General features: G+C 48.7%; 14 protein-coding genes. 8 read left to right on the forward strand and 6 right to left on the reverse strand.

Going from position 1 to position 12676, the window contains the following annotated elements; all coding sequences use genetic code 11:
• Positions 1–88: 88 nt before the first annotated feature.
• The 3 genes from pyrE (at position 89) to QCB45_RS05920 (ending at position 2044) form a co-directional block, all read left to right on the forward strand.
• Positions 89–727: an orotate phosphoribosyltransferase gene (gene pyrE, locus QCB45_RS05910; protein ID WP_279419921.1), complete on the forward strand. Its 639-nt coding sequence runs from the start codon at positions 89–91 to the stop codon at positions 725–727.
• A 33-nt stretch (positions 728–760) separates the two neighbouring features.
• Complete coding sequence (locus QCB45_RS05915) at positions 761–1273, forward strand: histidine phosphatase family protein (RefSeq protein WP_279419922.1); 513 nt, start codon at positions 761–763, stop codon at positions 1271–1273.
• A 138-nt stretch (positions 1274–1411) separates the two neighbouring features.
• On the forward strand, positions 1412–2044 hold the full coding sequence (locus QCB45_RS05920; RefSeq protein ID WP_279419923.1) for an OmpA family protein: 633 nt from the start codon (positions 1412–1414) through the stop codon (positions 2042–2044).
• Positions 2045–2189: 145 nt separating this feature from the next.
• On the opposite strand, the gene QCB45_RS05925 is transcribed toward QCB45_RS05920, so the two are convergent.
• From QCB45_RS05925 to QCB45_RS05940, 4 genes are all read right to left on the reverse strand, one after another.
• A complete protein-coding gene (locus QCB45_RS05925; protein WP_279419924.1) occupies positions 2190–2951 on the reverse strand; it encodes a sulfite exporter TauE/SafE family protein in 762 nt (253 codons plus the stop codon).
• Positions 2952–3089: 138 nt separating this feature from the next.
• Positions 3090–3902, reverse strand: a complete 813-nt coding sequence (locus QCB45_RS05930) for a mechanosensitive ion channel domain-containing protein (protein WP_279419925.1) — start codon at positions 3900–3902, stop codon at positions 3090–3092.
• Positions 3903–3931: 29 nt separating this feature from the next.
• Entirely contained in the window at positions 3932–4828 is an 897-nt protein-coding gene (argB, locus tag QCB45_RS05935) for an acetylglutamate kinase (RefSeq protein WP_347710074.1), read from the reverse strand.
• A gap of 66 nt (positions 4829–4894) precedes the next feature.
• Positions 4895–5380 (reverse strand): YajQ family cyclic di-GMP-binding protein, encoded by a 486-nt coding sequence (locus tag QCB45_RS05940; RefSeq protein WP_279419927.1) that lies wholly within the window; start codon positions 5378–5380, stop codon positions 4895–4897.
• A 166-nt stretch (positions 5381–5546) separates the two neighbouring features.
• Here QCB45_RS05940 and QCB45_RS05945 point away from each other — a divergent pair, with 166 nt between their 5' ends.
• Positions 5547–6737, forward strand: a complete 1191-nt coding sequence (locus QCB45_RS05945; protein ID WP_279419928.1) for an aminotransferase class I/II-fold pyridoxal phosphate-dependent enzyme — start codon at positions 5547–5549, stop codon at positions 6735–6737.
• Between the two features lie 36 nt (positions 6738–6773).
• On the opposite strand, the gene QCB45_RS05950 is transcribed toward QCB45_RS05945, so the two are convergent.
• Positions 6774–8153 carry a phosphomannomutase/phosphoglucomutase gene (locus QCB45_RS05950; RefSeq protein WP_279419929.1) on the reverse strand — a complete coding sequence of 460 codons (1380 nt, stop codon included), beginning with the start codon at positions 8151–8153 and terminating at the stop codon, positions 6774–6776.
• A gap of 191 nt (positions 8154–8344) precedes the next feature.
• On the opposite strand from QCB45_RS05950, the gene QCB45_RS05955 reads away from it, so the two are divergent.
• Positions 8345–8857, forward strand: a complete 513-nt coding sequence (locus QCB45_RS05955; RefSeq protein ID WP_279419930.1) for a hypothetical protein — start codon at positions 8345–8347, stop codon at positions 8855–8857.
• Positions 8854–10779 (forward strand): EAL domain-containing protein, encoded by a 1926-nt coding sequence (locus QCB45_RS05960; RefSeq protein WP_279419931.1) that lies wholly within the window; start codon positions 8854–8856, stop codon positions 10777–10779. Before QCB45_RS05955 ends, QCB45_RS05960 begins: the two co-directional genes overlap by 4 nt.
• A 61-nt stretch (positions 10780–10840) precedes the next feature.
• Here QCB45_RS05960 and dut read toward each other — a convergent pair whose 3' ends face one another.
• Complete coding sequence (gene dut / locus QCB45_RS05965) at positions 10841–11302, reverse strand: dUTP diphosphatase (protein ID WP_279419932.1); 462 nt, start codon at positions 11300–11302, stop codon at positions 10841–10843.
• 202 nt (positions 11303–11504) lie between these two features.
• Between dut and arfB the strand changes: the two genes are divergently transcribed.
• Together arfB and QCB45_RS05975 are read left to right on the forward strand one after the other, a co-directional pair.
• Entirely contained in the window at positions 11505–11918 is a 414-nt protein-coding gene (arfB, locus tag QCB45_RS05970) for an alternative ribosome rescue aminoacyl-tRNA hydrolase ArfB (RefSeq protein WP_279419933.1), read from the forward strand.
• Positions 11878–12639: a pseudouridine synthase gene (locus QCB45_RS05975; protein WP_279419934.1), complete on the forward strand. Its 762-nt coding sequence runs from the start codon at positions 11878–11880 to the stop codon at positions 12637–12639. The genes arfB and QCB45_RS05975 overlap by 41 nt, the downstream gene beginning before the upstream one ends.
• The last annotated feature ends 37 nt before the right edge of the window (positions 12640–12676 follow it).

Genomic DNA, 12676 nt, shown 5'->3' on the forward strand with positions numbered 1-12676 from the left:
ACCATTACTCCAGGCAAAAAGCTTGCGGGTGAGAAAATGCATGGAGTAAGATAAGCGAACCCCTTAAACAAAGAACACCTTTTTCTCAATGAATAAAAATCAATTTATCGAATTTGTCATGCAAGCCGGCGTCCTGAAACTAGGCGAATTCACGCTAAAATCCGGCCGCAAAAGCCCATATTTCTTCAATGCAGGCCTGTTCAATACAGGTGGACAGTTGGCAACCCTCGCCAATGGCTATGCGGATACTCTTGCCGAATCCAACATTCAATTCGATGTCCTTTTCGGACCTGCCTACAAAGGTATTCCGTTAGCGGCAACGACCAGTGTTGCCTTGGCTCAAAACCACAATATCGATAAAGCCTACGCTTTCAACCGAAAAGAAGCCAAAGACCACGGTGAAGGCGGGAACATCGTTGGCCATCCGCTGGAAGGTGATGTATTGATCGTCGATGACGTCATCACAGCCGGCACGGCCATTCGCGAAGCGATCGACATCATCACCGCCAACGGCGCCAGACCGGCCGGAATCCTGATTGCGCTCGACCGAATGGAAAAAGGCCAGGGCGAATTGTCGGCTATTCAGGAAGTGGAAGCCGAATTCGGCATTCCGGTGGTCAGCATCATTGACCTGAACGATATTATTGAATACCTGAACACCCAGCCTGATATGCAGGCTTATCTGGACGCCATGGTCGAATACCGTAAGCAATACGGAATCGGCTAAACGATTATGACTCACACCAGAGAAGATAGATAAATGTCCAATCGACTCCGTGAACTCATCCTTCTTCGCCATGCAAAATCGGACTGGAAGGATGAGAATTTAGAAGACATCGACCGCCCGCTTTGCAACAAAGGCAAGAAGAGCGCGGCCAAAGTCGGAAAATGGTTACAGCAGCAAAACATCATACCGGACTTGATCCTCACTTCGCCGGCCACAAGGGCGCAACAAACTCTAAAACGTATTTGCTCCGAATGCGGATCAGAGACCCAAACCCTCGATACCCTCTACTTAGCGGATCTTAATACTTTAATCAACATTCTGGCCGATGCGCCAGACGTTGATCGTCTTATGATAATCGGACACAACCCCGGTCTAGAAAGACTTTTCAACTTTTTGAACAGCGCAGCAGAGGAATCGGAAACCCACCTTTTCCCGACAGCCAGTCTCGCACACTTCATTCTTCCGGATAATTGGCAAAGTTTATCCAGAGGAGATGGAAAGTTACTTCAATTCATACGCCCCAAAGATATCCAACTTACAGAATAAGTGCTCCCCCCTATTAACATTAGCCTTTCACCCATGCAATAGGTAAAAAAACCTATTAACTCAATTTTAAAAATGTTATATTTCCATTCGAGAGGAAGTAGATTTTCCCAAACTAGAAAAAATGAAAGGAAATTAACTATGAAAACGAAGTTACTCCCATTGGCAGCCATTATTTCAATGGCCGCATTTGCACCAGCTCACGCTGAAAACATTCCGAGTGAAGGTACATCAGCTTATGTAGTTGACTCTGACGGCAATGTGGTTCGTGATAATTTCGGTGGCTGCGTCCGCTCTATCGACTGGACAAAAGAAACCGCTATCGCAAAATGTGAAGGTTGGGAAGAACCTAAACCTGTCGCAGAGCCTGAGCCAGCCCCAGTTGTAGCACCTGCTCCAGAACCAAAACCAGCTCCAGTCGCGGCTCCAGCACCGGTAGCACCACCTAAATTTGTTGCTCACTTTGACAATGACAAATATAACCTTAAAACAGATGACGTTCCTGAACTGGATGCTTTCGCAAAATACATGAACCGCGAATGCAGTTGTAAAATCGCAATCACGGGTCATACAGACAGCGCTGGTACAAAAGCTTATAACCAACGTCTTTCTGAAGAACGTGCTCAAGAAGTTGCGGATTACCTAGGTAACAAAGGCGTCGCTCCAAGCCGCATGGTCGTCACCGGTCAAGGTGAAACCGCTCCAATTGCGACCAACTCAACGAAAGAAGGTCGTGCACAAAACCGTCGTGTTGAAGTTGAAATCGTTGAATAAATTTAACGTTATTCAATCTTGATTACGATAAAAAATACCCGCAAAAGCGGGTATTTTTTTAGCCTCCATAAACACTGCAAAAATGCAAACAATCCACTAATGATTTGCACTTGTGATCGCAAATAACTAAGTTCAATAAGAATCGTCAAATCCAAGCTTTGATGATTAACGAAACGCCGACCAATACAGTAATCACCTCAAAACTTCTCTTAACCAAGCGATTGCCCTTCACAATCGATAAATGTGCGCCCAGATAACCACCAATCAACGATCCAAGAATCAGCGCTGGCAACCAGTCCCACTGAATATTGCCCAGAATACCCAATGTCAAGGCACCGGAACCGTTCCAGAAAATACCGACCAGAATCAACGTATAGCCTACTGCAGTCTTATAATCCAACCCAAACCAACGCACCAGCCACAAGGTCACGAACAGTCCCGTTCCTGACGTCAAAGAACCGTTTAGGGCACCGATCAAAAACAAGACCGACCCGCCGATAATCAAGCCTGCCGTATGACGGTTTTTTAACTCAACGTTCTGCCCCAATTCCGGCTTGAACCATGAATAAAGCCCCAATCCAAGCGTCAAGATACCCAGCAGAAACTGGGATAACCGGTCGTCTACCTGCAAGATGATACTCGCACCCAACACCACACCGGGCAAGCCGCATGCCAGGATATAGGCTGAAAACCGCCAATTGAAAGTCGATGACTTCAAATGGCGTATTGTCGCCCCCAACCCAAGAAAAACACTGGCGACCTTGTGCGTCGCCAACGCCGTGCCGAACGGCAGTCCCAAAAACAATAATGCCGGCAACTGCAACAGCCCCGCGCCGCCGCCAGCCAAGGCCGAGAATAGGTTAGCGACCAACGAAACGACAAACAGCACAAATTGATCTATAAACATTCACGAATTCCAAAAAACCAAACCCGGTTCCGATGATGTCGAATCGCAGGTTTTCATACGAAAATAAAAAAGCCCCTTTTAAGGGGCTTTTCTAGCATAGATTAAAACGGAATGAATCGCTATTCAATTTAATCCCGATTAATCTTCCTGCTTATGCAGATGCACATCCATTTGAGGATAAGGAATGGAAATGCCTTCTTCATCAAACGTCAATTTCACTTTCTCGTTCATATCCCAAAGAACTTTCCAGTAGTCTCCTGACTTAACCCACGGGCGGACAATGAAATTCACACTGCTGTCACCCAATTCAGACAAAGCAATAACCGGCTCCGGATCTTTTAGAATGCGCTCGTCTTCCGCCACAAGTTTTTCCAGAATGGATTTGGCTTTGCGGATGTCGTCGTCATAACCGATCCCGAAGACCATATCCACACGACGAGTGTCGCGCGCCGAAAAATTGGTAATCGGTCCAGAATAAATCGCGCCATTAGGTACGATCATCTCTTTATTATCACCTGTGCGCATAGTCGTGCTGAAAATCTGCACAGCTTCCACCACGCCAGTCACCCCACCCGCATCAATGAAGTCACCGCTCTTAAAAGGTTTGAATACCAAAATCATCACACCGGCCGCAAAGTTCTGCATCGATCCCTGCAAGGCCAAACCAATTGCCAAACCGGCCGCACCAATCAACGCCACCAGTGAGGTGGTATCCACACCCAACTGATCCAACGATGCGATGATGACAAACAACAGTAAAACCGCATTAACAATCGACGCGACAAAATTGACCAACATTTCGTCCATTTTGCCCGTTCGGCCAAGCAACTTCTTGAGTAGCTTGACGACGACCTTGACCACCATACGACCCACTACGAAAATCAACAACGCCAGAGCAATCTTGATTCCCCATGGAATTGCGTAATCGTTCAACATGACTTCAATATCCATAACCTTCTCCCTTGAGAACATTAAATGTTTTATTCCGCAGTGATCAGGGTCCCAACGCCTTCGTCAGTGAACACTTCCAACATCACCGCATGCTCGACTCGACCATCGATGATATGCGAGGATTTGACGCCATTCTGCACCGCATCCAAAGCACACTGAATCTTAGGCAACATGCCACCATAAATGGTACCATTACTTATCAATTCGTCCACCTTTTTCGTGTTCAATCCGGTCAATAACTGCCCTTCTTTGTCCAACAATCCGGCCGTATTGGTCAATAACATCAATTTTTCCGCTTTCAACGCTTCCGCAACCTTACCAGCCACCAAGTCGGCGTTGATGTTGTAGGAATGCCCGTCCTTACCGACACCCACCGGTGCGATGACCGGAATGAAGTCGCCTTGGATCAGCATATCCAAAACCTCGGTATTGATCTTTTCGACTTCGCCCACATGGCCCAAATCGATGATTTCCGGCGCATTCAGTTCCGGCGCGTTCAACTCCATATGCATCTTCTTGGCGCAGATCAGATTACCGTCCTTACCGGTCAAGCCCACCGAGTTTCCGCCATGACGGTGAATCAGGTTGACAATCTCTTTATTGACCAATCCACCCAACACCATCTCGACAATGTCCATGGTTTCGGTATCAGTCACACGCATCCCTTGGATAAATTCCGACTCCTTACCGACCCGTTTCAACAAATCACCGATCTGCGGGCCGCCGCCATGCACCACCACGGGATTGATCCCAACCAACTTCATCAACACGATGTCCCGCGCAAAGCCCTCTTTCAGCTTTTCGTCGATCATCGCGTTTCCGCCGTACTTCACCACGATGGTTTTACCGGAAAATCGCTGGATGTACGGCAGAGCTTCCGCCAGGACCGAAGCGATGTTTTGAGCTTGTTCTTTATTTAGGTTCATGGTGTTTTGCACTCTCATGGGCTTAATTCTTTTGTAATGTGGAATAAAACTTCGGGACGAACCGGATCAGTCCCTGAAATTATTGAATTGCAATGGCAGCTCCAGATCTTCCATGCCACGCAGCATCTGCATCACCTGCTGAAGATCATCACGCTTCTTGCCGGTAACGCGAATGCTATCACCCTGATTGGCCGCCTGCACTTTGATTTTGGAATCTTTGATTGCCTTGATGATCTTCTTCGCCAAAGGCGCATCCAAGCCTTCTTTCATCTCGATGACCTGAGTCGCCGTCTTCAACTGGATGTTCGGATCCTTGACGTCCATGCATTTCACATCGATTCCACGTCGGTTGGCTTTTTGCACCAGAATATCGTACATCTGATTCAACTGGAAATCCGATTCGGTCTTCATGGTCACGGTCGTACCTTTCAGCTCATAACTGCTGTCCGTGCCTTTAAAGTCGTAACGGGTAGTCACTTCCTTGTTCGCCTGATCCACGGCATTGGTTAATTCATGTTTATCCAATTCAGAAACAATATCAAATGAAGGCATGTTCTCTCCTTATCTGGCCTCAATTCTCACCAGGCCTGTTGAAATCAAAGCGTTATTTTATCACTTGTTTTCAATCAGGTCTCCATAGACCCCAACGACGTTTGGCTTGCCGGGCCGTCGCGTCTATAATGACAGCCTTTCAATACAGATAGAAACCGGTTTCCTCATGTCCAAAACCGCATTCCAAGCCCCCGTTTCCAAAGTCGCCGAAGCCATTCAACCGTTCAGGGTGATGAAAATCCTGGGCGAAGCCAAGGCCTTGGAAGCCCAAGGAAAAAACATCATCCACATGGAAATCGGCGAGCCGGACTTCCCGTCATTGGATTGCGTGCATCAAGCCGCTTTCGAAGCCATGCAGCAAGGGTTGACCCACTATACGCCCACACTCGGCCTCCCAGCATTACGGGAAAAGCTAACCGACTTCTATCAACGCTTCTACCATGCTGAAGTCGATACAAATCGCATCTTCATCACCCCCGGCTCCTCAAGTGCCTTACAACTTGTGCTCACCGCCATACTCAATCCGGGCGACAAGGTTCTGATGACCGATCCGGCCTACCCCTGTAACCGCCAATTCGTGAACCTGCTTTACGGAGAATTGGTGACCGTGCCGGTCGACCACCACAGCAACTACCAACTGACACTGAAAAAACTCAAACAGCACTGGCAAGAAGGCATCAAACTGGTCATGGTCGCCTCTCCAGCCAACCCAACCGGCACGGTAATCGAACAGTCCGAACTGGTGGCAATGGCGCAATTTCTGGCAGAAAACAATGCGTACTTGCTGGTGGACGAAATCTATCAAGGGCTGGTCTACGACCGTCCGGCGGAAAGCATTCTCGCTCAGACAGGCCTGCCGGAAAACGTCATCGTCATCAACTCTTTCTCCAAGTTCTTCGGCATGACCGGCTGGCGTTTGGGATGGTGCGTGGCGCCACAGAAACTGATGCCGATTCTCGATCGACTCGGTCAAAACTTATTTCTGGCCGCACCGACTCCGGCTCAATATGGCGCTCTAAGAGTATTGGACGATGATGCACTGGAAGAGCTGGAACAACGCAGACAAATCTTCGAGAAACGCCGCAACGTATTGTTCAACGCCATGCAGCAGGCTGGATTCAAGCTCAAAACTCTGCCGCAGGGCGCTTTCTATCTCTATTGGGACGTCTCCGAATGGACCGACGATTCCGAAGCTTTTGCCGCCGAGTTATTGCACCAAACAGGAGTCGCTCTTACGCCCGGCACCGATTTTGGAGACCATCAGGCCAAACAGCATCTGCGTTTGGCTTATACCACGGACGAAGCGCTTTTACTGCAAGCGGTCGACAAGATTGCGCATTTCATCCAAACCCGGTAAAGGCTTTTTCAGCTCCCAAAAACCGAACAGGCCTGTTTAAAACGGCAGTTTCAAGGATGGATCGACCTGATGGATCAATCGTTTGAATTCGTCTTGAATACGTGCCAAAGCCTCTGGCGTTTCGCCTTCGAAACGCATCACCAGAACAGGCGTGGTATTGGAAGGACGTACCAATCCCCAACCGTCGGCAAAATCGGCACGAATACCGTCCAAATCAAAAATCTCCGCATCCGGAAAGTGCGCGATCTTCTTGAACTTTTCCATAAATGCATAGTGTTCGCCTTCGGCAAATTCCACGTCCATTTCAGGCGTATTGTAAGCGTCCGGGAGTTCGGCAAACAGTTCACTGGCCGGTTGAGATTGTCCCGCAACAATCTCCAGCATTCTGGCGGCACCGTAAATGCCATCATCAAATCCGTACCAGCGCTCCTTGAAGAAAATATGGCCGGACACTTCGCCCGCCAAGGCCGCACCAGTCTCTTTCAACTTCGCTTTCATAAACGAGTGACCGGTTTTCCACATGGTCGCCTTGCCGCCGTCGGCTTCAATCTCTTTCGGTAACAGGGAGGTGCATTTGATATCGAACAGAATTTCCGCACCCGGTTGTCGGCTCAGCACATCACGGGCAAACAGCATCATCTGGCGGTCGGCATAGAGCACCTTGCCTTGATCATCTACCACGCCGCAACGGTCACCGTCACCGTCAAACGCAAGACCGATATCTGCACCGACTTCTTTAACCTTCGAGATCAGGTCGACCAAGTTTTTCGGTTTCGCAGGATCAGGATGATGGTTCGGAAAGGTACCGTCAACGTCACAAAACAATTCATGCACTTCACATCCCAAATCACGAATGATATTTGGTGCGTATTCGCCCGCTACGCCGTTACCGGCATCCACCACCACTTTCAAAGGACGCTTCAATTTGATTTCACCCACAATGGCATCGTGATAGGCTTGAGAAATATCCGCCTGTGAAAAACTTCCCGAACCGGTCTCAAAGTCATCGTTTTGAATACGTTTCAACAACATCTGAATCCACTCGCCCGACAAGGTATCACCGTCGACCACCATCTTGATACCGTTGTAGTTCGGCGGATTGTGGGAGCCGGTGATGGCCGCACAGGAGTTGACGTCATCCATTGTTGCCGCGGCAAAATAGATCATTGGCGTCGTCACTTCACCCAGGTAGATCACATCCACCCCAGTCGATTGCAAGCCCTTGGCAAGCCTCTCAATGAGTCGTGGGCCGGAAAGACGACCGTCACGACCGATCACGATTTTAGTCTGTCCGGCCTGAATTACTTCTGATCCCAATGCCCGTCCGATTAATTCCACGGTCTCTTCGGTCAGAGCTTCATCCACCACTCCACGGATGTCATACGCTCGGAAAATGCTCTCAACCACCTGTGTCATATCGTGTCAGCCTCTACTATTTTGCCCACATTGTAAGTCAGTTTTTACAAAACGGTTTTGCTTTTTATCCGTTTCCAATTCGGTGAAATAGAGTTACCTGTATCCTTACCTTAAAAACAGTCATAAAAAATAAATGAAACAAAGCACATTTTTTTCTTATCATTAATGATGACGACTTTTAGGAGAACCGCATGACTTTTTCAGTCCGATTCATCCACATGATACACCTGACCCTGCTGACGCTTCTATTGAGCAGTGTATTTCCGGTTCACGCCAACGAAGCAGAAGGCGATAAAGTCATCCGATTCTCCGGCCAGTTACAAGCCTCCGTTCCCAAACGCCAGACCCTCAAAACACTTGAACGCAACCTTCCCATCAGAGAATACCGCCTCTACAACCCTTGGGAAAAAAGCACCGACAACTATAGCGGTGTTCTTCTAACGGATTTAGTGGCAAAATACGCAACGCCGGAAACAAAAGCCATCCGCTTCAGAGCGATTGACGATTATGAAGTTACGTTTAAAAAAGCCGAATGGAATGATTTCCGTATCCTGCTCGCAACACGAAAAAACGGTCGCTATATGACCATTAGTGAAAAAGGCCCGCTCTACCTCGTTTTTCCGGATTACAAAGACGTCAACAAGGATTACGAAATGAAGCTCTATCAATGGGCATGGATGATTAACCGAATCGAGTTTAAATGACTGTGCTGAAAAAACTGAAACTCCCCTTAACCATCACGACTCTGTTGGCCATCGCCATCGCGTACTACTACTATTCGATTAAAAACATTCCCGATGAAGTCGCGCAATCGACCGGAACCGTCATCAACGTCGACAGCATCCGCTTCACATTCAAAGTCAGCTTAATGGCGGAAAAAGGGCTTTCAAGTTACCTCAAAGCCATTCACCTCAAAGACGAAAGCGGAATCGACGAAGCCATCGATTATTTCAAAGCCTCCATCGCCTTTTTGAATACCCGCTACACGATCGACCAACGCTTTGTCGATGACGTACAACCCGAACTCGAAACAGCCGTCCACATGATCCAGACCTACCGGCTCGACATTCCGAAAGACAAAATCACCGAGTTGAGTGCACTTGTCAAAGACATCTACCTTGATTCGGAAACACGCGAACGCAATGCCTGGTACACCATCCGTGAAAACTACATCGAATTCCGTACCCAGGAATACAAGGTATTCCAGCTCTATCAAGTAGTCGCCGTGGTGGTCTTCCTGCTGCTCGGCCTTGCCACCAAACTGTATTGGGGGCAACGCAAACTGTTGAAACTCAACAAGGCGCATGAATCGGAGTTGCTTTCTCTGGCTTTTTACGACCCTTTAACCGGCATCCCCAACCGTAAGAACATCGAAAACTTACTCGAAAAACAATTGGTTCGCGCCCAGCGCCACAAAACCTCGTTCTTCATCGCTCTGATCGACCTTGATGACTTCAAGAACGTCAACGACTTACTGGGCCATGAAGCCGGTGACCAGCTGCTGATTGAATACACGCAGCGATTGACCAGCGTCATCCGCGAAGAAGACATCATGGGACGATTGGGTGGAGATGAATTTCTTTTAGTGTTTGACGAATTCACTCAATATGAAGAGCTGAACCAGATTCTGGAACGCATCACGCAGGCCTTCAGCCTACCGATTCAGATCAATTACACCGAATTCTATGTCACTTTCAGTATGGGTATCGCCCAATACCCGAAAGACGCTCAGGGTAAATCGGCCATTCAAGGTCTCATCAAAAGCGCCGACATTGCCATGTACCACGCTAAACAGCATGGTAAAAACCAATACAGCTTTTACGACGAACAACTTGGCGAAATGATCCAACTCGAACACGAAATGGATCTGGAGATCAAACGCGCTCTGGAAAATGACGAATTCGAACTCTACTACCAGCCGCAAATCGACGCCAAAACTCTGGAAGTCATCGGAGCCGAAGCCCTGGTCCGCTGGAACCACCCGGTTAAAGGGCTCATTATGCCGAACGACTTCATTGATTACATCGAAAAGGGCTACCACACGTCCGCCTTCGGCGAATGGGTCATCACCGAAGCCGTTCAGCAGCAGAAGGCCTGGCAACAACAAGGCCTGAATCTAAAAGTGGCAATCAACCTTTCAATCAAGCACATCGCCGCGCCCGACTTCCGTGAAAACCTGACCGAACTGATGCGTCAACTGAACGCGGATCTGTCGCTAATGGTATTTGAAATCACGGAATATGAACTCATCGCCTATCAGAGTACGCCGATCGAAGATTTAAAGGCTCTGGCCGACGCCGGCTTCATTTTTCACCTGGACGACTTCGGAACCGGCTATTCCTCGATCAGTTACCTCAGCCAGCTGCCGATCAAATCGATCAAAATCGACAAGAGCTTCATCGACTACATCGAGGCCGACAACCAACAAAAACGCATGGTCGAAGCCATCATTCACATTGCGAATGCCTTGAACATCGAAATCATTGCCGAAGGCGTCGAAACCCAATATCAGGTCGACTATCTCCAGCAACAACATTGCCACGCTTTCCAAGGCTACCTGTTCTCGAAACCGCTGCCGGTAGAGGCTTTCAACGACTACGCCCTAAGCCATATCAAAAACGCGTGACAATAAAAAACCCGGCAGGCCTGCCGGGTTTTTCCGTCTAACGAAACGAGCCAAAAACCGATTATTTGGTTCCGGTATGTCCGAATCCGCCTTCGCCGCGTTCGGTTGCATCACCGAACTCTTCCACTTGTGTGAAAACCGGCTGAATAACAGGCACAATCACCATCTGGGCGATGCGTTCACCCACTTCCACCTTATAAGCCGTGTCGCCTCGATTCCAGCAAGAAACCATCAATGGCCCCTGATAATCCGAATCGATCAATCCGACCAGATTCCCCAACACTATGCCATGCTTATGCCCCAGGCCAGAACGCGGCAACAACATCGCCGCCAAGCCCGGATCGTCCAAATGAATCGCCATACCCGTCGGAATCAGAACCGTCTGCCCCGGTTCGATCGTCATATCTTCGTCGATACAAGCACGCAAATCCAATCCGGCGGAGCCTTTGGTTCCGTAATGCGGCATCTCGATCTCTTTGCCCAAACGTGGATCTAAAATTTTATATTGGACTTGCATGGTCATTGCGTCTTTCCTTTGCACTTAAACGTTATACAGACTTCAACCGTCGATTCATTCGGTTAATTCAAACTCAAACTATTCTACACCAAAATCCTTTTTCTTCCGCCCGTTCCCAACAGGCCTGTCAGGTTTAAGTTTGAATCCCATCCAAACTTGATGGGATAATGATTATCTCATCCACGTTTCACATAAAAGGTGCACGGCTTTGCTCATCATATCCAGCAACGTTTCCATTCCGGACAACGAAATCGAACTGACCGCCATCCGTTCGCAAGGTGCCGGTGGACAAAATGTGAACAAAGTTTCCAGCGCAATTCACTTGCGCTTCGACATCCGCGCCTCCTCTTTACCGGATTTCTACAAACAACGCCTGTTGAACCTGAAAGACTCCCGCATCACCAAAGACGGCATTATCATCATCAAAGCTCAGCAGTTCCGTACCCAAGAAGCCAACCGGGAAGATGCGTTACAGAGACTTCAGACCCTGATCAAAAGCGTCTCGGTGGTGCATAAGGTAAGACGCGCAACCAAACCGACCCGAAGTTCACAGCGAAAGCGTCTTGACAGCAAAACCAAACGTGGACAGATCAAGTCTTTACGCGGCAAAGTCGATTTTTGACATGGCCGGGCAGCGTATGCGACTGGACCGTTACCTCAGTGTCCGCCTTAACATCAACCGCCGAGACGTCAAACCGATGCTGGCTCAAAACCGTATCCGCGTGGATGGAGACGTGGCAAAAGATGTCTGCCAACTGGTCGATGAATTTTCGCTTGTTCAGGTCGATGAACAGATTTTTGGAGGCAAAACCCCAAAATATTTCATGCTCCACAAACCTGTCGGCGTCGTTAGCGCCACCAAAGACGCACAACACCCTACCATCCTCGACTTAATGCAGTCCGAAGAACGGGAAGGCCTGCACATGGTTGGACGACTGGACCGATACACTTCCGGCCTGATGCTGCTGACCAACGACGGACGTTGGTCCACCCTTCTCGCTTCACCGGAAAGCAAAGTGCCCAAAACCTACCATGTCACCCTCGGAAACCCGCTTAGCGAAGACTACATTGCCGCCTTTCAAGAAGGCATGTATTTCGCCTACGAAGACATCACCACCAGGCCTGCTCAATTACAGATCCTTTCGGATTACGAGGCTTTGGTAACGCTACAGGAAGGGAAATACCACCAAATCAAACGCATGTTCGGCCGCTTCCGCAATCCGGTCGTCAAGCTTCATCGGCAATCTATCGGCAACCTGTCACTTGACCCACAGCTCGCGCCCGGTCAGAGTCGAACACTCAGCGAAGAAGAAGTACAAAACATCGCAAACGTCACTCACTGAATCCGTGTAATCTAAGCTCAAAATCCACTCGTTTTTT

It is taken from the genome of Thiomicrorhabdus sp. ZW0627, assembly GCF_029767005.1.
Lineage (GTDB): Bacteria > Pseudomonadota > Gammaproteobacteria > Thiomicrospirales > Thiomicrospiraceae > Thiomicrorhabdus.